Consider the following 23,259-nt stretch of genomic DNA (forward strand, 5'->3'; position numbering starts at 1 on the left):
ACCCAAACCCGTTCGTGCTACGCTTGTCGAAGCACCGCCCATCGCTTTGGGACACGGGATCAGAAAAGTGCGGCCCTTTGACAATCGCGGGGCGAACGGAGTTTTGAAGTCATGACCAGACGCGCCGCCATTTGCACCCCTTTACGCACGCCCGTGGGCAAGTTTCTGGGCGGGCTGGCGAGCATGAACGCCGGTGAACTGGGCGCGGTTGCGCTGAAGGCGCTGATGGATCGCAGCGGGATCGATCCGGCGCGGGTCGATGACGTGGTTTTCAGTCAGGGATATGGCAATGGCGAAGCCCCTGCAATCGGCCACTGGGCGTGGCTGGCAGCGGGTCTTCCCATCGAAGTTCCCGGATTTCAGCTGGACCGGCGCTGCGGTTCGGGCGTTCAGGCCGTAGCGACGGCTGCGATGATGGTGCAAACCGGAATGGCCGATGTCGTTGTGGCTGGCGGCGTGGAAAGCATGTCGAACGTCGAACATTACACCCTGCAAGGCAGGGGCGGCGTCCGGATGGGGGACATCACGCTGCACGACCGCCTCAGCCGCGGCCGGGTGATGAGCCAGCCGATCGAACGCTTCGGGGTCATCACCGGGATGATCGAGACTGCTGAAAATCTTGCCAAGGATTACGGCATCACCCGCGAACAGGCCGATGCCTATGCCGTGCGCAGTCACCAGAACGCCGCCAAGGCGTGGGCGGATGGCAAGTTTGCGCAGCAGCTTATCCCGGTCGCGATCCCGCAGCGGCGCGGAGATCCGGTTATCTTCGACCATGACGAAGGCTATCGTAGCGATGCCAGCATGGAAACGCTGGGCAAGCTTGCCCCGATCGATGGCCGGCGCGATCCGCAGGCCATCGTCACCGCAGGCAACGCCAGCCAGCAGAACGATGCCGCCGCTGCCTGTCTGGTGGTCGCCGAAGACAAGCTGGAAGAACTGGGGCTGACCCCGATGCTGTGGTTCGGCGGTTGGGCGGCGGCAGGATGCGACCCGTCACGCATGGGGATCGGCCCGGTCCCGGCGGTCGAGCGCCTGTTTGAAAGGGCAGGTTACAGCTGGGACGATATCGGGTTGGTCGAACTCAACGAAGCTTTCGCACCGCAGGTTCTCAGCGTATTGAAAGGCTGGGGCTGGAGCGAGGATGACAGCCGCCATGACATGCTCAATGTCAATGGTTCGGGAATCAGCCTTGGCCACCCCATCGGCGCGACAGGCGGGCGGATACTTGCCGACATGGCGTATGAAATGCAGCGGCGGCAGGTGCGCTTCGGGCTGGAAACCATGTGCATTGGCGGCGGACAGGGCATTGCCGCCATATTCGAGCGTGCCGAATGAGCTTTGCGGCGTGGATCGGGCGCGAGCAGCGCACCAAAGACCGGCTCGATCCCGCGCTTGCGGCGCGCTGGCTGGCGACATTTGACCTGCCCAGTCCCCATCCTGCCATCATGCCGCAGGGCATCCACTTTGCGCTATGCACCCCGCAGGCCCCAACCGCCAAACTGGGCGAAGATGGGCATCCCGCGCGTGACGAAACGCCGGGCAGCTTTCTTCCCCCCTTTCCGATGCCGCGCCGAATGTGGGCATCATCCAAGATCGCCTTCCACGCGCCCATTGCCATCGGCGCGGTGATCGAACGCAACAGCCGGATCGCTTCAGTCACGCAAAAAGAAGGCGGATCGGGCCAGCTTGCCTTTGTTGATGTCGAACACCAGACCCGCGCCAATGGCACCTTGGCGGTGATCGAGACGCAGACGCTGGTCTATCGCGATGCCGCGGCATTCGACAGCCCGCTCAGCCCCGCGCTGCCGGGTGACGGACATTTCGACGCGTCGCAATGGGATGCCGTGCGCACGATCACACCTGATGCGCCGCTTCTGTTCCGCTATTCGGCGCTGACCTTCAACACCCACCGCATCCACTATGATGCGCCCTATGCCCAAAAGGTTGAGCGTTATCGCGGGCTGGTGGTGCATGGCCCGCTGACCGCAAGCCTGCTGCTTCAACTGGCGGCGCGGGAACTGGGGCACAACCGGCTGCGCAGCTTTGAATTCCGCGGTCTTTCCCCCGCAATTGCAGGAGAGCCGCTGCATTTGGCAATGCGCCACCATGCGTCCGGGGACGCGCCGGGCTACGAACTTGCCGCCTTCGCCGATGATGGGCGGCAGATCACGCAGGCAAAAGCCGCGCTCTAGTCCAGCGGGAAGTCCGCAATCGGCTTCAACACCTTGTAGGTTTCGCGTGCTGGCGCTTTGCCAAGTTCGGGGAAGGCAATGGCATCGGGCGCTTTATGCGTATCAGGGATACGGCAGAGCAGATCGCTGACCAGTGTCAGCCGTCCGCGCCGCTGATCGTTGAAATCCACCAGCGTCCAGGGCGCATGGCTCGTATGGGTCGCCTTGATCATCGCTTCGCGCGCTTTGGTGTAGGCACCATATTTTTCGCGCGCGGCAAGATCGATCGGTGACAGCTTCCACCGTTTCAAGGGATCATCCAGCCGTTCGCGCAGGCGCGCCTCCTGCTGTTCCTGATCGGTTGTCAGCCAATATTTGAACAGCAGAATGCCATCATCCACCAGCAGCTTTTCAAACATTGGTGCCGCAGCGAGGAAAGCATCGACCTCCCCGGCGGATGCATAGCCCATCACCCGTTCCACACCCGCCCGATTGTACCACGACCGGTCAAACAGCACGATTTCTCCTGCAGAGGGAAGATGCGGGACGTAGCGCTGGAAATACCATTGCGTGCTTTCTGCTTCGGTCGGTTTGGACAGCGCCACCGTGCGGCACTGGCGCGGGTTCAGCTTGTCCCGCACCGCGGTGATGGCACCGCCCTTGCCCGCCGTGTCGCGCCCTTCGAACACCACCACGATGCGCGCGCCGGTTGCCTTGGCCCACCGCGCCATGCTGACCAGTTCAAGCGTCAGCGGTTCGAGCGCCGCCTCATATTCCTTGCGCTTCATCCCCAAGTGCCGCTCTCCTGTTTGTGCTGTCGTCGCAAAGGTAGTATCATCTGCAACAATATGGCTACGCTCGCAGATCCCCAACCCGATTTCGCTACTTTGCCAGACATGGCAGACGATGTCTTCACCGCGCCGCTTACCAAACCGGACCATGTGGGGGACGATTGGCTCGAGCCTGCGCAAACCCGATATACGTCGGATGACAACGCGGTGTGGGACGATCTTTTTGCGCGTCAGATGGATGTGCTGCCCGGCAGGGCCTGCAGTGCGTTTCTGGCAGGGCTCGAAAAGCTTGATCTGGGGCGCGGCGGCGTACCGGAATTTGGCACCCTGTCGGAAGAACTGGGCGCGCTGACGGGGTGGAGCGTGGTGCCCGTGCCGATGCTGATCCCCGATCATGTGTTTTTCTGGCATCTTGCCAACCGCCGTTTCCCGGCGGGCAATTTCATCCGCACCCGCGAAACCTTCGACTATATCGAAGAGCCCGATGTCTTCCATGACGTGTTCGGCCATGTGCCGATGCTCACCGATCCGGTCTATGCCGACTATATGCAGGAATATGGCCGCGCCGGGTGGAAGGCGATGCGCTACAACCGGCTGAAAGCATTGGGCGCGCTGTACTGGTACACGGTTGAATTCGGCCTGATCGAGGAAGCGGACGGCGTGCGCGCGTACGGTGCGGGCATTCTGTCGGGGCCAACCGAGGCGCGTTTCGCGGTTGAAGCCCAAAGCCCCAATCGCATCATGCTCAATGTCGATCGTGTCATGCGCACCGATTACGTCATCAGCGATCTGCAACCGACCTATTTCGTGATCCCCGGATTTGGCGAACTTTACCGGCAGACGGTGGAACGCGATTTTGATCGCTTGTACCGAAGCCTGCCCTCCGGGTTTACCTACGCCAATTCTGCGGTGATCGATGTCGACAACGTGCTTCACCGCGGTACGCAGGAATATCATCTGCGCGGTGGCCGCGGCAGTGGGGCTCGCCCCGTCTGACAAAAAAGAAAACAGCCCGGAACCAAGGTCCCGGGCTGTCGTGTCTATCATTGGCCGTTGCCAGCCAACGGATATGACGAATTATTCAGCGACGACCGCGCCGTCATCCATGGCTTCGCCCTTGGCTTCCATGGCGTCGGCCTTGTCTTCAGCATTGTCGACCATGGCGTCTTCCTGGGCGTCGGTGATCTGGCCAGCGTCTTCCATGGCGTCGGCCTTCTCTTCAACCATCTCGGCGTTCTGTTCGCCAGCATCTTCCATGGCGTTTTCGTTCGGGCCTTCGCAGGCAGCGAGCGACAGACCGAGGGCTGCGGCAGCAAAGAAGGCAGTGTGCTTGGACGTGAACTTCATAACGCTCTCCATAAAACTGGCTGGCAGGCATCCACCTGCCAAGCTTGCCTATAGAGCGTATCGTGTCGAAAGTTCCATAGGCTTGCAAAATTTCATGTGGGTGCGTTTGTCCTGCGCAGGCGCAGTGCATGATACAGTACCAACGCAGCCCCCGTGGCACCCAGCGCCACGCCAAGACTGAGGAGTGACAGGCTGCCGACCACGGCACCCTCATTGGCCAACTCGCCCGCAATCACCGAAACCGTGGTTCCCACGCCGATCTGGCGCAGGATACTGCCCGGCGCCTCGGTCCGGGCGATAATCGAGGCGAGCCAGCCTAACGTAGCCCCCAACACGATCAGCACCAGCAACGCCATTTGTCTGCAATCTCCGATAACACCGCCCGATTGCGATCGGCCCGGTTCACCTTCTCAACCAGCGGAACAGAAAGCCGTTCCGCAAAAGTGCAATTAACGCAATGTCAGCCAAACGAGCGCTGCACCGCCAATGATGATGCGGTAGTAGCCAAAGGGCGCAAACCCGAAGCGGCTGACATAGGTGACAAAGGCGCGGATCACCAACATCGCCGCCATAAAGGCGGCAGCAAGACCGATCGCTATCTCGCCCCACCCGATTAACCCGTTGCCGGCCAGCAGTGCTTCGGGTTCGGATGCGATCTTGACGGTTGCTGCACCCAGCATGGTGGGCACCGCAAGGAAAAAGCTGAATTCGGCGGCGGTCTTGCGCCCTACGCCCATCGCCAATGCGCCAAGGATGGTCGCGCCCGAACGGCTGGTGCCCGGAATCATCGCCAGACATTGGATAAAACCGATGCCGATCACTTTCTTCAGAGGAATTGCGGCGACACCGCTGTCTTCACCGGGGCGCACGGCCTTTTCCAGACCGATCATCGCAATCCCGCCGACCAGCAGCGCCCAGGCCACCACCAGCGGGCTTTCGAGCAGTGCAAAAATTTGGTCTTTGGCAAGCAGCCCGATCACCGCGGCGGGTGTGAAGCCAATCAGCAGGTTGCGCACGAACAGCACCGATGTTCGCTCCCACTTCAGCAGACCCATGAACATCCCCCACAGGTAGCGAAAATACGTCACCACCACTGCCAGGATCGCGCCGAGCTGGATCACGACGTTGAACTGCGCCCACTGCGCAGCGTCGTAACCGAACAGTTCGGAGGCGAGGATAAGATGCCCCGTCGATGAGACAGGCAGGAATTCGGTCAACCCTTCAAGGATGCCGAGCAGGATCGCTACGATGGTTTCGTTCATGGGCGGTGCGCTTTGCCGACAGGGGGCGGCAAGTCAAACCAAAAGGCCCGCCCGGTTGATGGGGCGGGCCTTGAAGCGGATTACCAGATGCGCACGCGTTGTTCCGGGGGAAGGTACATGGCATCGCCAGGCTTCACACCGAAGGCTTCGTACCATTCGTCCAGATTGCGCACGACTCCGTTGACGCGATATTCTTCGGGGCTGTGGCTGTCTGTCACCAGCCGGTTGCGGTAATTTGCCTCGCGCTGGTTGGAACGCCACACCTGCGCCCAGGCCAGGAAGAAGCGCTGATCACCTGTCAGCCCGTCGATCACCGGTACGTCCTTGCCCTTGGTGGCAATCTTGTAGGCGCGGTAAGCCATCGAAAGCCCGCCGACATCGCCAATATTTTCGCCCAGCGTCAGCCGCCCGTTCACACAGGTCTTGCCATCGTCGAGCGGGCAGAAACCGTTGTACTGCGCGACCAGACGGTTGCCCAATTCGTCAAACGCGGTGCGGTCTTCATCGGTCCACCAGTTGCTCAGTTTGCCCGTGGCATCCGACTTTGACCCCTGATCGTCGAAACCGTGACCAATTTCGTGGCCGATCACGCCGCCAATGGCGCCGTAATTGACCGCAATATCGTTCGACAGTGCAAAGAACGGCTGCTGCAGAATGCCAGCGGGAAAGACGATTTCGTTCTTCACCGAGTTGTAATAGGCGTTCACGGTCTGGGGCAGCATGCCCCATTCAGTGCGGTCGATTGGCTGGCCCAGTTTGGCAACATTATCGGCCAACTGCCATTTTGCCGCAGCCATGCGGTTGGCGATGGGATCACCTGCTGTGATCGCAAGGCCTTCATAGGTTTCCAGATTAGGGCGATAGCCGATTTTGGGGTCGAAGCTGTCGAGCTTGGCCAGCGCCTGTACCTTGGTCTGGTCGCCCATCCAGTCGATTTCCGCGATCGATTCGCGCAAGGCCAACCGCAGGTTGGCGACCAGTTCGTCCATCGCCACCTTGTTTTCCGCCGGGAAGTGGCGTGCGACATATTCCTTGCCGATCAGTTCGCCCAACAGGCCTTCGGATTCGCCGATGGCGCGCTTCCAGCGGGGGCGCTGCTCGGGTGTGCCGCGCAGGGTGTTGCCATAGAATGCAAAGCTGGCCGCATCAAAGCGCGCGGGCAGCACGGCCGCGTTGTTCGCCAGAAACTCCTTCATCATCCACGCCTGAAGCGTCGCGACAGGCATATCTTCAAGCAGTTTGAACATACCCGGCAAACCCGTACCAATTTTGGCGAGTGTGGCATCATCAAGCTTGTACTGGGCGATTTCTTCAGCGGTGGGCGGCATCAGGCTGACGACGAAGCCAGGGCTGTCGGACACGCCGATCTGCTGCAACATCGCGGCCACGGGAACCTTGCCGCTGATTGCGGACAGTTCGTCCGCGGTCAGCAGGTTATAGGTGAGATCGCGGTTGCGACGCACGGTGCGATCCCACGCCACGTCGCGGGCAATGCGATCTTCAAAGGCATAGACCGCCGCAGCGGCTCCCGCCGGATCGGTGTATCCGGCCTCGCCCATTAGGAAGACCAGAAATTCCTTGTACTTGGCCTGGATTGCCTGACCTTTTTCCGAGGTATCAAGATAATAGTCGCGGTCCGGCATCCCCAGCCCGCCAAAGCCGACACTGGCGATATACCGGTCGGGCTGCTTGGCATCGACGCCCACACCGGCCCCAAGCGGGCTGGCGTATCCGGGTTCGGCCCACAGCATCGCAAGAGCTTCAAGGCTGGTCGCAGCCACAATCCGGTTAAGATAGGGGCGCGCAGGAGCAAGTCCGGCAGCTTCGATCGTATCTGTGTCGAGATAGGCACGGTAAGCCTCGACGATGCGGCGTTCGTCATCCGAAAGGCTGGCGGCATCCTTGGCCATCAGGTCGTCCATCATCGCCTTTACGTCGGCGGTGCTTTTTTCGCCTAGCAGGGTGAAGGCGCCGATGCGGCTGAATTCGGCGGGCAAGGGGTTGGCATCGATCCACCGCTTGTTGACGTAGGCGTTGAAATCATCGCCCGGCTTGATGTCGTCAGCAAGCAGGTCGGGATCGACGCCCCATTCCCCGAAGCTCATCGTTGGCAAGGCCGACGCCGGCGTATCCGAACCGGTTTGCGTCAGCGCGTCGATCGCGATGTCCTGCCCGTGCGCATGGTCCTGCGCAAAAGCTGGCGCGGCAAGCGCGATCAGGCTGGCGCCGATAAGGGCGGCTGTCTTGTGGATCATATCTGGGGTGTCCCTGGAAAGCTGCGGCAGAATATTTGCAAGAGGTCACAATAACGTCGCACAAGCCAAAGAGTTGCCGCTTATCCGGCGGGCCATGCGTTTCGTCGAAAAGACAAGGGCTGCGCTTTCAGGCGGCCGCATCGGCAAATTGCAACCGGGCCAGGCGCGCATAGAGCCCGCCGGCCTTGGTCAAGGCATCATGCGTACCCTGTTCGATGATCCGTCCATCTTCCAGCACAATAATCCGGTCAGCCGCCCGTACGGTGGCAAGACGGTGCGCGATTACCAGCGTGGTGCGCCCCTGCATCAACCCGTCCAGCGCCTGCTGCACCAATTGTTCGCTTTCGGCATCCAGCGCGCTGGTCGCTTCGTCCAGCAGCAGGATCGGCGCATCGCGCAGCAAGGCGCGGGCGATCGCGACGCGCTGTTGCTGCCCGCCAGACAATTGCGTGCCGCCTTCGCCCAGATACGTATCCAGACCCTGCGGCAGCTTGCGCAGGAAGCTTTCTGCGTTGGCAGCGCGGGCCGCATCCCAGATCTCTTCGTCGGTCGCGCTCCAGTTGCCATAGCGCAGGTTGTCACGAGCATTCGCACTGAACAACACGCCTTCCTGAGGCACCAGCGCCAGACGCGCGCGGATATCGGCGGGATCGGCACTGGTCAGCGGCACTCCATCAAGGCGGATCGTGCCGACCTGCGGGTCGTAAAAGCGTTCGACAAGCTGGAAGATCGTGGATTTGCCGGCGCCCGAAGGGCCGACAATCGCGATGGTTTCTCCGGGCTCGATTTCGAGCGTGAAGTCGCTCAATGCGGCGACTTCGGGACGGGCGGGGTAACGAAACGTGACATTGCGGAACGACAGGCTGCCGCGTGCCGGTTCGGGCAGACGTTCGGGGCGGGCAGGTGCAGCGATCTCAGGCCGCGAATCAAGCAGTTCGGCCAAGCGGCTGGCCGCGCCCGCGCCGCGCAACAGATCGCCGTACACTTCGGTCAGCGAGCCAAGCGCGCCGGCGACAAGCCCGCCGGTCAGTACGAATGCCGCGATTGTGCCCCCGCTGATCGTGCCTTCCGCAACCGCCAGCGCGCCGCGCCACATCACCAGCACCACCCCGCCAAAGACCAGCAGGATCACCACCGACGTCATTGCGGCGCGCAGCACAATCCGGCGCCGCGCGGTATCGAACGTGCCTTCAACGACCCCGGCAAAGCGATCACTCTCACGGCGTTCCTGCCCGAAGCTCTGCACGATCTTCATCGCGGACAGGACTTCGGTGACATAAGCCCCGACGTCAGCGATGCGATCCTGGCTCGAACGCGAAACGGCCCGTATCTTGCGCCCGAAAAACACGATCGGCGCGATGACCAGAGGAATGCCGATCAGAAGGCCCAGCGTCAGCGACGGGGCAAGATACAAAAGCAGGCCGATGCCGCCAATGGCCGTCAGCGTGTTGCGCAGCGCGACCGATACCGTGGTGCCGACCACGTTTTCGATCACTGCGGTGTCGCTTGTCATCCGGCTGGAAATTTCCTTGGGGCTGTTCACTTCATAAAAGCCCGGTGACAGGCGGAGCAGATTGGCCTGCACCTTCAGCCGGATATCGGCCACCACCCGTTCGCCCAGCCAGCTGACGAAATAGAACCGCAGCGCAGTGCCGATGCCCAGCACCACGACGATCATCAGCAGGTATTGAAACGCCCGGCCAATATCGTCCGGGCTGGCGGCGCCTGTAAAGGCTTCATCGATGATAACCTTGAAGCGCCACGGAATGGCGAGCGTCGCTGCCGATGTGATGACCAGCGCAAGCAGCGCCAAACCGATCTGCCGAGGATACTGAATGGCCGTGCCGAACACCATCTTGAGCGGACCGAGCGACCGTGACTTGGGCGCTGCAGCCTCTTGCGCAGATGTTGCCGCCGCGGGCGGTTCGGCCATCATATCGCCATGGGCCGGGCCATCGGAAAGTTCGCGCTTCGGGAGTTCGACTTGCATGATCGCAGCGCTCTAGCCCTGCACGGCAGAAATTTCACGTGCAAAAAGCGCCATGACCGGCTGCCCGGCAGCGCGCCGCTGAATCAATTGTGCATTGCACAATGGTCGGCGAAGGCCCATCTGTATGCCCACGATGCCGCGACAACCGGGCGGCAAACCGTTCGATGCTTGAGGTATGCCGATGCTTTATCATGCTTATGAACTCCAGCGCAGCTGGATGAACAGCGCCAGCGCGCTCGCTTCGATCAGCGCAGAAATGCTGGCCAATCCCGCCAATCCGTTCGGGTATGTCGGCATGGGACCCATGACGGCCAACGCGCTTGAAGTGTTCGCCCATGCCACCGCGCATTACGGCAAGCCTGATTTTGGTATCACCAGCATCATGATTGATGGCAATGCGCATGCCGTAAAGGAAACCATCGCGCTCAGCCGTCCTTTCGGGGATTTGCTGCACTTCACGGTTGAAGGTACGCCTTCAGACCGGCCGCGTTTGCTGATTGTCGCTCCGATGAGCGGGCATTACGCCACGTTGCTGCGCGGCACGGTGGAACGGATGCTGGAAAGCGCCGATGTGTTCATCACCGATTGGGCTGATGCGAAGATGGTGCCGCTGACGGCGGGTCGCTTCGATCTGGACGACTACATCGATTATCTGATCGCTTTTGCCGAACACGTTCACGAAGAGGCTGGCGGTCAGCGCATCCACATGATGGCAGTCTGCCAGCCAAGCGTTCCGGCCTTCGCAGCGACCGCTTTGCTGAACCTCCACAATTCGCCTGCGACGCCGGCAACCCTCACCATGATGGGCGGCCCGATCGACACGCGCGAATGCCCCACCGTGGTCAACAACATGGCGATGCAGCGCCCGATCGAATGGTTCCGCCAATCGGTGATCGCCACCGTGCCAATGAAATACCCCGGCTCAGGCCGCAGGGTTTACCCTGGCTTCATGCAGCTGAATGCCTTCATGTCGATGAACCTGTCGAGCCACATGATGAGCCATTACGAAATGTTCAAACACCTCACCGCAGGTGACGATGCCTCCGCTCAGGCGACGAAAGACTTCTACGACGAATACCGCAGCGTTTGCGACATGACGGCGGAATTCTATCTGCAGACGGTGGAAGAGGTGTTCCAGAAGCATTCGATCCCCAAGGGCGAATTCCGTCACAAGGGCGAACTGGTGGATATTACCCGGATCACCGACACCGCGCTGCTGGCGATCGAGGGCGAAAGAGACGATATTTCCGGTCTGGGCCAGACCAAGGCGTCGTTGAAGCTGACACCCAACCTGCCCGACGACAAGAAGCGGTATTACATGGCCGAAGGCGCGGGCCATTATGGCATCTTCAACGGCAGCCGCTGGCGCACGAAGGTAGCTCCGGTGGTGGAAGAATGGATTGCCGCGCACGCCGGATAACATAACCTGCAAGGCAAGCCTTGCGGTTGACACGGATCATTTCGGCATTTAGCTAAATGCCGATGACCGAGATATTCGACGCCTTGGCCCACCCCATCCGCCGCGAAGTGCTGGAATTGCTCAAGCGCGGCGGCATGTCGGCAGGTGCGATCGCCGATTGTTTTCCTGTGTCCAAGCCGACCATGTCGGGCCATTTTGCCAAGCTGAAATCAGCCGGACTGATCCGTGGGGAAAACCGCGGCGGATCAATCACCTACACGCTCAATCTGTCGACGCTTGAAGAGGCGTTGCTTGGCTTTATGGGGCGCGTCGGCATCGGCACGCAGGACGCGGCACCCCAGCCTGACGAAGGTGAAACGGCATGAAAGTGCGCGGGCTTCTGGTCGCTAATCTGGTGATCGCAGCCGCGATGGCGCTGTTCGGTCTGTGGGTAGCAGCGCACCTGCCGGAAGGAGCGCAGTTGCCGATCCATTGGAACGCCGCGGGCGAGGCTGATGGGTTCGCTTCTGCCGGAACCGCGCTGCTGCTTCCGGCCGGTGTATCCGTGCTGATCGGTGTCCTGTTTGCCGCCGTGCCGCAGATGGAACCGCTGCAAGATCGCCTCGAAGCGTCGGGCCCCTTGCTGCGTTCGGCCTGGATCGGAACGATCCTGCTCATGGTTTTTGTCCAGATGGCGATTGCCGGGCCCGGGCTGGACTGGGATCTGGGCCCTGATCTTGTGTTGGTGGGGCTGGGCGCCTTGCTGGTGATGATTGGCGACAGCTTGCCCAAATCACGGCCCAGCTTCCTTGTCGGCATTCGTACCCCGTGGACGCTGACCGATACCGACAACTGGATCGCCACGCACCGGCTCGGCGGAAAGATGATGATGATCGCCGGTTGCCTGATCGTGCTGGCAACGCTCGCACCGATTTCGCCCGAAGGGCAATGGATCGCAATAACCGCTCTGATCGCAATCGCGGTCGTGGTGCCGGTTGCCTATAGCTGGTGGTTGTGGCGCACTCGCGCCGGATAAGATGTAAGGGAGCGCGCCATGACACGGATTGCCACACTTCTGATATGCTGCGCAGCAGCGATGACCCATCCTGTTTATGCGCAAACAGCCTTGGCTGAAATCGAGATCGAAGCGGCTGGGCCCCAAGGGCTGCTCAAAGGCTCGATGCTGCGCGTGCCGGGTGCCACAGCGCCGGCAGTCCTGATCATCCCGGGATCAGGCCCCACCGACCGCGATGGGAATAATCCGATGGGCCTGAAAGCCGCTACCTACAGGATGCTTGCCGAAGCGCTGGCTGCAGAAGGGATCACCAGCGTGCGGATCGACAAGCGCGGCATGTTCGGCAGCGCAGCCGCCATCCCCGATGCCAATGCCGTCACGATTGCCGACTATGTCGCCGATACGGCCACCTGGGTGGCTGCAATCCGCGAACAAACAAGGGCGCCTTGCGTCTGGTTGATCGGCCATAGCGAAGGCGGCCTTGTGGCGCTTGCTGCGGCGCAGCAGGGGCAGGATCTGTGCGGCGTCGTGCTGGTAGCCTCCTTGGGGCGTTCGATGGGCGACACGATCAAATCGCAGCTGCGCGCCAACCCCGCCAATGCGCCGCTGATCGCACCAGCCGACGCCGCGATCGATAGCCTTGCTGCAGGGGAGCGCGTTGATCTGGCGACCTTGCCTGCGCCGCTTCATCCGCTGTTCAATCCGGCCGTGCAAGGCTTTCTCATCAGCGCCTTCGCGCTGGACCCGGCGCAGCTTGCGGCGAACACCGACCTGCCGATCCTGATCGTACAGGGCGATCAGGACCTGCAAGTGTCGGTTGCCGATGCCGAACGCATCAAGACCGCTCAACCTGCCGCCACCTTGACTGTGCTGCCCGGCGTCAATCACGTGCTAAAGACGGTGGACAGCAACAACCCGGCAGCCAATATCGCCGCTTACGGCAATCCCGATCTACCGCTAAGCGACGGTGTTGCCGCCACCATTGCCGACTTCATCAAAAGGTAACGGGGGCTGCGGCCCTGCCCTTCACAACCGCCAGTCAATCGTCCCCCGCCCATGCTCTGCGAGGAAGGCGTTGGTCTGGCTGAACGGACGCGAGCCGAAAAAGCCGGTATAGGCTGACAACGGGCTGGGGTGTGCGGATGTCAGCACCAGATGCTGGCTTGCACGGCCCAAGCCCGGCACCCGCCCGGCCTTTTTGCGGGCATGGCTGCCCCACAGGATGAAGACGGTCGGTTCATCGCGGTCAGCGACGGCCGCAACGCAGGCATCGGTGACCGCATCCCATCCGCGTCCCGCATGGCTTCCGGCCTGACCAGCCGCCACCGTCAGCGTATTGTTCAATAGCAGCACACCTTGCCGCGCCCATGACGTCAGATCGCCGCTTTGTGGGCGCTCAATTCCGCAATCGGCCTCCAACTCCTTGTAGATATTGACCAGCGAAGGCGGAACCCGCACGCCGGGCTGCACCGAAAAGGCCAGCCCGTGGGCTTGCCCTGCCCCGTGATAAGGGTCTTGCCCCAGGATCACGCACCGCACATCGGGCAGTGGGGTAAGTGCAAGCGCAGCAAGCCTTTGCCCCCACGGAGGATAGATCACAGCGCCGCCGGCCTCTTCGGCCTTCAGCCAGCCGCCCAGCTTTCGCGCTTCGGGCGCGGCCAGAACGGGTTCCAGCACGCTGCGCCAGCTTTCGGGGATCGTCTCGTTTGTCATCCCCGCCCAACTGCCACGCCCTGTCTGAACAGGCCACTGAACACTTCCCCTCTTTCCCCAATCGGCGTAGGGCGGGCGGCATGGCTGTCCATTTTCATGAAGAAGACCTTCCCGCCGGCGTTTTGACCGGCACCAGCGATCTTGCGGTCGATACCGAAACGATGGGTCTCATCACCCCGCGTGACCGGTTGTGCGTCGTACAGATTTCCGATGGATCGGGTGACGAACACCTTGTCCGGTTCAATCCCGGCAGTGCCTATGACGCGCCCAATCTCGAAGCGATACTGAGCGATCCGGCGCGGGTGAAGATCTACCACTACGGCCGGTTTGATCTGGCTGCGGTGCAATATTACCTTGGCGTCACGGCCGGGCCGGTATTCTGCACCAAGATCGCCAGCAAGCTTGTGCGCACCTATACCGATCGGCATGGTCTGAAGAACCTGGTCGAAGAATTGCTGGGCGAAAGCATTTCCAAACAACAGCAAAGCTCGGACTGGGGTGGCCCTGTCCTGTCGGATGCGCAGCGCGATTACGCCGCGTCCGATGTGCGTTATCTTCACCGTTTGCGCGACGAATTGACCCGGCGATTGGAACGCGAAGGTCGCAGCGAAATCGCGCAGGCCTGTTTCGATTTTCTTCCCACCCGCGCGATGCTCGATATCGCCGGATGGGCCGAAAACGACATCTTCAGCCACATGTAAGCCTTCAACAAGGAAGCGCGAAGCACCGTCCGGATCATGGCTCCAGCCCAGAACCCACGCATCGAAACCAGCGAAGCGCGTGCGCTGCGTGGCCGCCGTCAGCGTTTTGCCGCGCCCGGCGGATCGCATGATCGGTTGGTCCGGTTTCTGGCACGCGCCCTGCCGATGGGTGCCGGTGTGATGGCGGCGCTGATGATCATCACCCCGCTCAGCCCGCGGGGCGAGGTGAGCTTTCTGCTCGATCGCAACAAGGTCGCCCAGATTGATGACCGGCTGAGCGTGGACAATGCGATGTATCGCGGCCGCGACAATCAGGGCCGGCCGTTCTCGCTTCTGGCGGGCGATGCGGTGCAGCGATCCAGCACCGAAGGCCTGGTGCGGATGCAGGATCTGGTCGCACAGTTGTTGCTAACCGAAGGGCCCGCAAGGCTCAGCGCCGACGGCGGTATCTATGACATCGACGCCGAAACCGTCGCGGTGAACGGACCGGTCCGCCTCACCGCCAATGATGGCTATGCCATGATTGCCCGCGGCGTTTCGGTCGATCTAAAAGCGCGTACGATGCAGGGCGATTCGGGCGTCTCGGGCCAGATCCCGGCCGGGACGTTTTCTGCCAACACGATGCGCGCCGATCTGTCGGCGCGCACGATAACGCTCGAAGGCGATGCTCGCCTGACGATGATCCCCGGCCAGTTGAGGATGCCGTGATGACCTTACCGCCTGACGATGCCCGACCCGTGCGCACACCGCTTGGCCGTCTGGCCCTGATCTGGGGGGCTGCGGGCTTTGCGCTGGCGGCCGCTTTGGCGGGAGGGATGGCTCTTCATGCGCAAGGCATCGCCAGCCATGATTCCAACGCGCCTGTCACCTATGATGCCGGCAAGATCGTGCTCGACGACCGCGCCAATCAGGTGATTTTCAGCGGCGGCGTGACGGTCAATCAGGCGGGGCTGCGGATTCAATCCGACCGGATGCTGGTCAACTTCACCGATAGCGGGCAGCTGGAAATTCAGCGTATCACGGCCACCAGCGGCGTGGTTGTCACCCGCGGCAACGAACGTGCCAGCGGCAACAATGCAATTTATGATTTCAACCGCAGGATCATCACGATGGCAGGCAATGTCAGCCTACGCCGTGGTTCGGATACGTTGAACGGCGGCAGACTGGTGATCGATCTTGCCAGCGGCCTTTCGACGGTCGATGGCACGGCTTCGGGTTCCAGCATCGGTGCGCCGGGGACACCCGCCGGGCCAGGGCGTGTCACCGGAAGCTTTACTGTCCCGCAGAACCGTAACCCATAACGCCGCATGGGGCTTTACCGGCGTTAGAAGGCGTTATTGTGTTTCAGAACCAGCACGGTGCGCAGCACAATTCCGATATCGCGCCGCAACGACCAGCCTGCGATATATTCAAGATCGGATTGCAGCCGGTCGGTCAGATCCTTTTCGTGCTCGGTCGCGCCGCGATGTCCGCGAACCTGCGCAAGCCCTGTCAGCCCCGGCTTGAGGCAGTGACGCTGCCAATATTCGCGGTCGATGTCCCAAAAATACTTGTTGTTGGCCTGGGATCCCAGCGCGTGCGGGCGCGGGCCCACAATCGACATATCGCCCTTCAGCACATTGATGATCTGCGGCAATTCGTCGATGCTGGTCCGGCGGATGATGTGGCCAATGCGGGTGATACGATCATCTTCGCGCGCGGCAGAACGTGATCCTGCATGGTCAAGCTTGTCTTCGAGCATGGAGCGAAACTTGAACATGTTGAAGAACTGATTGCCGCGTCCCAGCCTGCGCTGGATGAACAGTACCGGGCCGCGGTCTTCCACCTTGATGAGGATCGCCACCAGAATGAGAAGCGGCGATAACACCAGCAACGCACTGCCCGCCACCGCGACATCAAAGGATCGCTTCAGTATGCGCGCACGCAGACCCAGCGGCCCTGTCGATACCACCAGTGTCGTGCGGTCGAGCGAATCATAGCGATGCACCCCCACCGCGCCCAAGCTGTGCGCCGGTTCGCTGACGATCTCACCGTACACACCCGCCGATTTGAGCAGAAACGCCCACCCCTCGCGCCGTTCGCGCGGACAACTGACAACGACCTGATCCTGATTGCGCAACAGCTTTCCGAGGCGATCTAGCATGAAGGGGTCACGACTGCCGGGGTCGAGATTGTATTCTTCCGCCGAAATCGTCTCTGCCCCGTCGAAGATGAAGCTTGCCCCCCCGTCATTGATCACCATGCAGTTCGACACCCGGCCACCCCAATGGCGCTGGATGAACTCGGCGACCACGCGGCGAAGCATAACCAGCGAAATCGCAGTGAACAGCAAACCGAGCGTGACTGCCGCGCGGGAAAAATCCTCGTTCGACTTGGTATAGAATCCGAGGAAATTGATAAGCGCAGCGGAAATGACAAGCGCCACCACCACCTTGCGCGACGCATACAGCCAATCGCGCAGCGCAGTGACGCCATAAGAACCGTTATACAGCGCAATCGTGTAGAAAATCGGCATCGTCGCCTGCGCTGCCAACATCGAGCGCGGTTCCCACCAGCGCCCTTCCCAAAGTAAGGCGGCAACCGCAAAACACATGTTCAACAGCACGCCGTCAGCTATCAAAAGCATGACATACGCGCGCAGTCGCCGCCGCTCCAACGAGGGCGCCAACCTGCTATCGACGGCATTATGTCGAACCGATTCCAGAAGTTTCGGTGTGACGCGATTCATTGGAGACCTTCCCCCGAAGGCGCGACCCAGGGTTTTCTACTTAGCGCCCCATACAGAGGAAAGATCACATTGTGCGACTGCGAAACGCAGTTTGTCACATTTTGCTATCGCTTCGCGGCAAAGCGGGCAATTTCTGCCAGTTCGTGCGCCAGCAGCAACTCCGCAGATTGGCTGTTGGCGAGCAGATTGCGGTGGAGAACCGTCAGCCGCGGTATTAATCGTTCGAGTCGGGTTTCACGGCTGCCCCGCCCCATCCCGAGTGTCCACCGCTTGAACTGGTTGGCGATGTCGCGCTTTTCCTTGAAGAAGATACCAAGACGCATCTCGGCGCCCTTGTCGATCTGGTCGAAACTGCCGCGCGGGCCGACATAAGCAGCGATCTGCGCCAGTTGCGCCGCCCGCCGTTCCAGCGCCAGGGCAACGCCCACCGGGTTGAGGCCCAATTCACGCATCCGTTTGATTTCAGAAGCAATCTTGCCAAGTTCGCCGCCAAGCACCGCATTGATCAGCGGCGCAAACCCATCTTCTTCGGTGGCGGCGCCGATCGCTGCATGATCTTCGGGCGTGGCCGGGCGCGGGGCCTGCGGATCGGCACCGCAATAAAGCGCAAGCTTGCTGACCTCGGACTGGGCCAGACGAACATCAAGCCCGGCCCCCCGGGCGATGCGTTCGGCCAGATCGCCGCCGAGGCGCAGGCCCGCAGCATCGGCCATCCCGCGCACCGCCGCTGCCACGGTGCCAAGGTCGGGCGGATGAAACATCGCCACCAGTGCATCCTTGCGCTTTTCCAGCAGCTTGGCCGTGCGCGATTTGTCAGTGGCTGACGTTGCCACCACCAGCACAGGCGCCGCCAGGCCTGCGCCTGCATCGGCCGTTTCGATCAGGTACTGAATCGCATCATGCGCCTCGTCACCGCTGGCACGCACCCATATGTGACGTGCGCCGCCAAACAGCGAAGTGGACCGCGCCTCGTCCCCTAAAAGCGCTGGATCGCGGCGCAAATCGGCCCCGGCAAGCTCCACCCGCTCGCCCGGTTCCGACAGCGATGCCGCGATCCGGTTTGCAGCCGCGCTAGCACCCGCTTCGTCCGGGCCGCAGAAAAAGAAGATCCGGGCAGACAACGCACCTTGCGGGATACCGCGGGCAAAATCGCCGTTCTTGGCCTTCACTGGCCTGCAACGGCGCGATTGCGCAGCGTTAAAGCAACTTGCGTCACCATCCGATCGGCCACTTCGATGGCGAGGTTTTCAAGCGCCTTTTGCTCGGCCGCGATGGTGGCATATTCCGATGACACCACATCGATTCCAGCATCAGACCCCGCAGTGGCATCAAGCAACACCGATCCTGTTGCCAGTTCGATCAATTGATAGCGCGCGCGCAAAATCCGGCGTTCGCGGCTGATCGTGTCATCATTGAGCACGCCCAGCGCTTCGAGCGAATCGTCCAGCCGAACATCAAGCCGATATTGCGGGGTGGTTTGGCCCGCCATGCCGAATTGCGCATCCAGCGCATTCTTAACCAGCCACCCGCCACGCCCGGGGATCGCGGGGACCTCGACCGCGCCCAGCCCTTGCGCCACGTCTGCACGCGCACCGCCCGCATACATCGGCGAAAGACCACAGGACGACAGGGCGATTATCGCCATAAGCGAAAGCAGGATGCGCATCAGGTAACGATATTCACCAAACGATCGGGCACCACAATGATCTTGCGGATCGCAGCGCCATCGACCGATCGTTGCAGATTGGCCGAAGCCAGCGCCAACGCCTCAAGAGCGTCCTTTGATGCCCCCTTGGGCGCGGTGACGGTGTCGCGCAGCTTGCCCATGTGCTGGATCGCGATGGTAACCTCGTCATCGACCAGCAGCGCGGGATCGACTTCGGGCCAAGAGGCATCGGCGATCAAGGTCGCATAGCCCATGCCCGCCCATGCTTCCTCGGCCAGGTGCGGCATCATCGGAGCGGCAAGGTGAACCAAAGCGCGGATCGCCGCGGACCGGCTTGCAGAAGGGGCGGCCTTCTCTACGGCTCCCGCCAATTCATAGATGCGGGCCACCGCCTTGTTGAAGCCCAAGCCTTCGATGTCGCTGGCGATCGCTGCGATGGTCTGATGGGTCTTGCGGTCGAGCGCCTTGTCCTCGCCGGCCGCGCCCGCGTCATAGGCGCTGAACAAGCGCCACAGGCGCTGCACGAAGCGCGCGCAGCCCTCGATCCCTGCATCCGACCACGGCAGGTCGCGTTCGGGCGGCGAGTCGGACAGCATGAACCAGCGCACCGCATCCGCGCCGTGGCGAGCGACGATCGCATCGGGGTCGACGACGTTCTTCTTCGACTTCGACATCTTGATGACGCGGCCAATGTCGATCGGGGCGCCATCGGCGCGCAACGTTGCACCATCGGATGCGCGGTTCACGTCTTCGGGCGCGAAGAACACCGGCACGCCGCGGCTCTCGTCGATGCGGCTATACGTCTCGTGCGTCACCATCCCTTGCGTGAACAATGCCGCGAAGGGCTCCTGCACCGCGATCTGGCCCATGTGCGCTAGCGCCCGCGTCCAGAACCGGGCGTAGAGCAGGTGCAGGATCGCGTGCTCGACCCCGCCAATGTAGTGTTGCACCGGCAGCCATTTGGCGACCTCTTCGGGGTCGAACGGACGGTCGGCGGGCTGGCTCGCGAAGCGCAAGAAATACCAGGAACTGTCCACAAAGGTGTCGAGCGTATCGGTCTCGCGCCGCGCCGCTGCGCCGCACTTGGGGCAGTCCACGTGCTTCCAGGTCGGGTGGCGTTCGAGCGGGTTGCCGGGGACCTCGAAGCTGACATCCTCGGGCAGCTTCACCGGCAACTGCGCTTTGGGCACCGGCACCACGCCGCAGGTATCGCAGTGGATGAAGGGGATGGGCGTGCCCCAATAGCGCTGGCGGCTGACGCCCCAGTCGCGCAGACGCCACACGGTGCGGCCTTCGCCCCAACCGCCGCTTTCGGCGCGGGTGATAACCGCCTGCTTGGCGTCCTCCACCGTCATGTCGTTGAGGAAGTCGGAATTGACGATCACCCCGTCGCCCGCCTCAGCTTCGCCCTTGAAAGGCTCGTCCGCGCGCACGGGGTCGCTGGCGACGACGCGCAGGATCGGCAGGTCGTATTTCGTGGCGAATTCGAAGTCGCGCTGGTCATGGCCCGGCACGCCCATCACCGCGCCGGTGCCGTATTCCATCAGCACGAAATTGGCGATGAACACCGGGAGGTCCGCCCCGGTGAACGGATGCCTGGCGGTTACGGGCGTGCGATAGCCCAGCTTCTCCGCCGTTTCGAGCGCGGCAGCCGTGGTCGCGCCTTTCTTGCACCGGTCGATGAAGGCGGCGACCTCGGGGTCATCCGCCAGGCCCTGCGCGATCGGGTGATCGGCGGCAATGGCGCAGAAGCTGGCGCCGAAGATCGTGTCGGGCCGGGTCGAATAGACCGCCAGCTTGCCACCGTCGGAAAGATCGAAGCTGAATTCCAGACCCTGCGACTTGCCGATCCAGTTTTCCTGCATCAGCCGGACCTTTTCGGGCCAGTCTTCAAGGCTCCCCAGGCCCTCCAGCAGATCGTCCGCAAAGTCGGTGATCTTCAGGAACCACTGGTTGAGCTTGCGCTTCTCGACCTCGGCGCCAGAACGCCAGCCCTTGCCGTCGATCACCTGCTCGTTGGCGAGCACGGTCATGTCGACCGGGTCCCAATTGACGGTCGATTCCTTGCGGTAGACGAGGCCCGCTCCATACAGGTCGAGGAACAGCGCCTGTTCGTGGCCGTAATATTCGGGATCGCAAGTGGCGAATTCGCGGGTCCAGTCGAGCGCAAATCCGATGCGCTGCAATTGCGCCTTCATCTGCGCGATGTTCGCCCGCGTCCACCCGCCGGGATGCACGCCCTTTTCCATCGCGGCGTTTTCGGCCGGCATTCCGAAGGCGTCCCACCCCATCGGGTGCAGCACTTCGAACCCGCGCATCTTCTGATAGCGCGCCAGCACATCGCCCATGGTGTAGTTGCGCACATGCCCCATGTGGATGCGCCCCGAGGGATAGGGGAACATCTCAAGGATGTAGCTTTTGGGCTTCTCGCTGTCAGAATCAGCGATGAAGGTGCCTGCGTCCGTCCAGGCACGCTGCCAGCGGCTGTCGGCCACAGACGGATCGAAACGCTCCCGTCCGCCGGTGACGGACAGATCATTGGAATGGTCAGTCATGTCAGCCTATCCGTGGCAGGGCGGTGTTACGATGCGAGCGCCTGGCGGCGCAGATCGCGGGCCTTCGTAAGGATGATGTCTTCCAGCTTCTGGACCGTTGCCGCCTGCACGGGGGCTTCGACCCACGTGCCCGCTTCGTTGACCTGGCGACTTGCCGCCACGCGCAACGCATCAGCGCGCAGATCCTGATCGAGAATCGTGACGGTCAGCTTCACGCGCTCCCCCGGGTTGGCGGGGTTGGTGTACCAGTCAGTCACAATCACGCCGCCGGCGCTGTCAGCCTGAAGCAGCGGGGCAAAGGCCACCGTGTCGAGCGACGCACGCCACAGATAGGCATTCACACCGATGGTGTTGATCTGCGCTGCCGCCAGTTCGGTGCGCGGACGATCCTTCCCGCCGCACGCAGCAAGAGCAATCATCGCGCCTCCAAGCAGGGCAAGGCCGGCCATACGGCGGCGGGGGGCGTGGCGGAAAGTGGCGGAATTGGCGCGTGTCACAGCCGGTTCATCCTCATCATGTGTATGGGCCCGCTCTATAGCCCCAAGGGTTGATGCGGCAAGCATCAACCGCTCCAAGGCCTTCTGTGGGCTTTACCCAACCTGAATTAGGGTTGCATGCGGCGTCTGTGTGCATGGAGCCACAGGTCGGGCGCGAATCCGGTTCGCATCATGGCAAAGCCATTGCATGCAAGCAGACCGTGCCTATCACTGGTTAGCAATCGCTGCGACTCAGCCGCCATTAAGGTGAGTCGTGGTGAGGCGAAATGGCCGGGTCGGATGAATCTGGCACAACAGAACGGGAATCGGATCGCATAATGGCACGCAAGTCGGACAGCTCAGCAAAGGCGCAGCGCACGCTGCCGTCGTTTGCCCTGTGCGCGCTTTCGTGCGGAGCGTTGGCTTTCGCGCTTCCCGGTGCCTTTGCGCTCGCCGCCGAAATCAGCCCGATGCGATCGGTAGCACGCAGTTCTGCGGCGATGGAATCGCTGGGGTTGCGGATGTTTACGCCCGCTTCGGTCGATCCTGCGCTGGCCGCCCGCGTAGCTGACAAGGCGCGGGCGCGCGGTGTGCGCTTCACGCCGGCCAGTGCGCCCCGGCTTTCCGGCAATCGCACCATGACCGTGGCCGTTCGCGTCGATGATGACAGCGCCCGTGCCATTACGGTGCGCAAGGCCGTGGAGGTGGCACCGGGCCGCGGACTGGGTCTGGCAGGCCTTGATACCAGCCGGTTCCAGCTGGGTGCGGCGCGCGGTTACAAGAGCTTCACGCGATCGATCGATCTGTCGGCCAATGTCAAGAATGTGGCGTTGCCCGATCTAGCGCAGTTTGAACCCTCACGCCCTAAATCGGACGAAAGGCCTTCGCGCCTTCAGCCGCGAATCGAACTGGAAGATCGTCAGATTGCGGGACGGTCGGCCAATACGCTTGATGCCACCGCAGCGCAGACGGTTGGTCTGGGCGGCAGCTTCCGGCTTTCGCCCAATCTCAATGTGACAGCGGGCGTGCGCTATTCGCAGGAACGTGAGCGGCTCGATCCGCTGACCAATTCGGTGCAGGATAGCCAAGCGGTTTACGTCGGAACACAGATCAAGTTCTGACCGTTTCGTACGGGGCGATCCGTCTCGCTTCGCTGCCCCCCCTTTTCCTCACGACCTGCTTTCCAA

Annotated in this window: 23 protein-coding genes; 11 read left to right on the top strand and 12 right to left on the bottom strand. The window is 61.9% G+C overall.

The features are described from left to right. The first annotated feature begins 111 nt into the window (after positions 1-111). Positions 112-1,338 carry an acetyl-CoA C-acetyltransferase gene (locus SJY33_RS11040; RefSeq protein WP_379922810.1) on the top strand — a complete coding sequence of 409 codons (1,227 nt, stop codon included), beginning with the start codon at positions 112-114 and terminating at the stop codon, positions 1,336-1,338. Then, complete coding sequence (locus SJY33_RS11045; protein ID WP_379922811.1) at positions 1,335-2,195, top strand: MaoC family dehydratase N-terminal domain-containing protein; 861 nt, start codon at positions 1,335-1,337, stop codon at positions 2,193-2,195. The genes SJY33_RS11040 and SJY33_RS11045 overlap by 4 nt, the downstream gene beginning before the upstream one ends. On the opposite strand, the gene ppk2 is transcribed toward SJY33_RS11045, so the two are convergent. Next, entirely contained in the window at positions 2,192-2,962 is a 771-nt protein-coding gene (ppk2, locus tag SJY33_RS11050) for a polyphosphate kinase 2 (protein WP_379922812.1), read from the bottom strand. The two genes, SJY33_RS11045 and ppk2, sit on opposite strands and share 4 nt — an antisense overlap. 60 nt (positions 2,963-3,022) lie before the next feature. Here ppk2 and phhA point away from each other — a divergent pair, with 60 nt between their 5' ends. Beyond that, positions 3,023-3,961, top strand: a complete 939-nt coding sequence (gene phhA / locus SJY33_RS11055) for a phenylalanine 4-monooxygenase (protein WP_379922813.1) — start codon at positions 3,023-3,025, stop codon at positions 3,959-3,961. A gap of 81 nt (positions 3,962-4,042) precedes the next feature. Here the strand turns inward: phhA and SJY33_RS11060 are convergent, their stop codons facing one another. From SJY33_RS11060 to SJY33_RS11080, 5 genes are all read right to left on the bottom strand, one after another. After that, positions 4,043-4,312, bottom strand: coding sequence for a hypothetical protein (locus tag SJY33_RS11060; protein WP_379922815.1), 270 nt, complete (start codon positions 4,310-4,312; stop codon positions 4,043-4,045). Between the two features lie 92 nt (positions 4,313-4,404). Beyond that, entirely contained in the window at positions 4,405-4,668 is a 264-nt protein-coding gene (locus SJY33_RS11065; RefSeq protein WP_379922816.1) for a hypothetical protein, read from the bottom strand. A gap of 93 nt (positions 4,669-4,761) precedes the next feature. Beyond that, entirely contained in the window at positions 4,762-5,574 is an 813-nt protein-coding gene (locus SJY33_RS11070; protein WP_379922817.1) for an undecaprenyl-diphosphate phosphatase, read from the bottom strand. An 80-nt stretch (positions 5,575-5,654) separates the two neighbouring features. Beyond that, positions 5,655-7,829: a M13 family metallopeptidase gene (locus tag SJY33_RS11075; RefSeq protein ID WP_379922819.1), complete on the bottom strand. Its 2,175-nt coding sequence runs from the start codon at positions 7,827-7,829 to the stop codon at positions 5,655-5,657. A gap of 127 nt (positions 7,830-7,956) precedes the next feature. Next, positions 7,957-9,765 (bottom strand): ABC transporter transmembrane domain-containing protein, encoded by a 1,809-nt coding sequence (locus SJY33_RS11080; protein ID WP_379923578.1) that lies wholly within the window; start codon positions 9,763-9,765, stop codon positions 7,957-7,959. Between the two features lie 235 nt (positions 9,766-10,000). Between SJY33_RS11080 and SJY33_RS11085 the strand changes: the two genes are divergently transcribed. From SJY33_RS11085 to SJY33_RS11100, 4 genes are all read left to right on the top strand, one after another. After that, on the top strand, positions 10,001-11,239 hold the full coding sequence (locus SJY33_RS11085; protein ID WP_379922820.1) for a polyhydroxyalkanoate depolymerase: 1,239 nt from the start codon (positions 10,001-10,003) through the stop codon (positions 11,237-11,239). A gap of 62 nt (positions 11,240-11,301) precedes the next feature. Next, positions 11,302-11,604, top strand: a complete 303-nt coding sequence (locus SJY33_RS11090) for a metalloregulator ArsR/SmtB family transcription factor (RefSeq protein WP_379922821.1) — start codon at positions 11,302-11,304, stop codon at positions 11,602-11,604. Beyond that, positions 11,601-12,254 carry an SdpI family protein gene (locus tag SJY33_RS11095; RefSeq protein ID WP_379922822.1) on the top strand — a complete coding sequence of 218 codons (654 nt, stop codon included), beginning with the start codon at positions 11,601-11,603 and terminating at the stop codon, positions 12,252-12,254. The genes SJY33_RS11090 and SJY33_RS11095 overlap by 4 nt, the downstream gene beginning before the upstream one ends. 18 nt (positions 12,255-12,272) lie before the next feature. Then, entirely contained in the window at positions 12,273-13,238 is a 966-nt protein-coding gene (locus SJY33_RS11100; protein ID WP_379922823.1) for an alpha/beta hydrolase, read from the top strand. A gap of 21 nt (positions 13,239-13,259) precedes the next feature. Here SJY33_RS11100 and ung read toward each other — a convergent pair whose 3' ends face one another. Beyond that, positions 13,260-13,946 carry a uracil-DNA glycosylase gene (gene ung, locus SJY33_RS11105; RefSeq protein WP_379922824.1) on the bottom strand — a complete coding sequence of 229 codons (687 nt, stop codon included), beginning with the start codon at positions 13,944-13,946 and terminating at the stop codon, positions 13,260-13,262. Between the two features lie 80 nt (positions 13,947-14,026). Here ung and SJY33_RS11110 point away from each other — a divergent pair, with 80 nt between their 5' ends. From SJY33_RS11110 to SJY33_RS11120, 3 genes are read left to right on the top strand one after another with little or no spacing between them, the layout of a single operon-like run. Then, entirely contained in the window at positions 14,027-14,647 is a 621-nt protein-coding gene (locus SJY33_RS11110; protein ID WP_379922825.1) for a ribonuclease D, read from the top strand. A gap of 36 nt (positions 14,648-14,683) precedes the next feature. After that, positions 14,684-15,355, top strand: a complete 672-nt coding sequence (gene lptC, locus SJY33_RS11115) for an LPS export ABC transporter periplasmic protein LptC (protein WP_379922826.1) — start codon at positions 14,684-14,686, stop codon at positions 15,353-15,355. Beyond that, positions 15,355-15,948, top strand: a complete 594-nt coding sequence (locus tag SJY33_RS11120; RefSeq protein ID WP_379922827.1) for an LptA/OstA family protein — start codon at positions 15,355-15,357, stop codon at positions 15,946-15,948. The genes lptC and SJY33_RS11120 overlap by 1 nt, the downstream gene beginning before the upstream one ends. Positions 15,949-15,971: 23 nt before the next feature. Here SJY33_RS11120 and SJY33_RS11125 read toward each other — a convergent pair whose 3' ends face one another. The 5 genes from SJY33_RS11125 to SJY33_RS11145 all read right to left on the bottom strand — a co-directional run bounded on the left by SJY33_RS11125 (position 15,972) and on the right by SJY33_RS11145 (position 22,045). After that, positions 15,972-17,273 carry a sugar transferase gene (locus tag SJY33_RS11125; protein ID WP_379922828.1) on the bottom strand — a complete coding sequence of 434 codons (1,302 nt, stop codon included), beginning with the start codon at positions 17,271-17,273 and terminating at the stop codon, positions 15,972-15,974. A gap of 206 nt (positions 17,274-17,479) precedes the next feature. Further along, positions 17,480-18,544 (bottom strand): DNA polymerase III subunit delta, encoded by a 1,065-nt coding sequence (locus tag SJY33_RS11130; RefSeq protein ID WP_379922829.1) that lies wholly within the window; start codon positions 18,542-18,544, stop codon positions 17,480-17,482. Then, positions 18,541-19,041 (bottom strand): LPS assembly lipoprotein LptE, encoded by a 501-nt coding sequence (gene lptE / locus SJY33_RS11135; RefSeq protein ID WP_379922831.1) that lies wholly within the window; start codon positions 19,039-19,041, stop codon positions 18,541-18,543. Before lptE ends, SJY33_RS11130 begins: the two co-directional genes overlap by 4 nt. Continuing rightward, the gene (gene leuS, locus SJY33_RS11140; protein ID WP_379922832.1) at positions 19,041-21,596 is read right to left on the bottom strand and encodes a leucine--tRNA ligase; all 2,556 of its coding nucleotides are present in this window, start codon (positions 21,594-21,596) and stop codon (positions 19,041-19,043) included. Before leuS ends, lptE begins: the two co-directional genes overlap by 1 nt. 26 nt (positions 21,597-21,622) lie before the next feature. Next, entirely contained in the window at positions 21,623-22,045 is a 423-nt protein-coding gene (locus tag SJY33_RS11145; protein WP_379923579.1) for a DUF3576 domain-containing protein, read from the bottom strand. A gap of 365 nt (positions 22,046-22,410) precedes the next feature. On the opposite strand from SJY33_RS11145, the gene SJY33_RS11150 reads away from it, so the two are divergent. Then, positions 22,411-23,193, top strand: a complete 783-nt coding sequence (locus SJY33_RS11150; protein ID WP_379922833.1) for a hypothetical protein — start codon at positions 22,411-22,413, stop codon at positions 23,191-23,193. Positions 23,194-23,259 lie beyond the last annotated feature (66 nt).

It is taken from the genome of Erythrobacter sp. R86502 (genome assembly GCF_042466465.1).
GTDB lineage: Bacteria > Pseudomonadota > Alphaproteobacteria > Sphingomonadales > Sphingomonadaceae > Erythrobacter.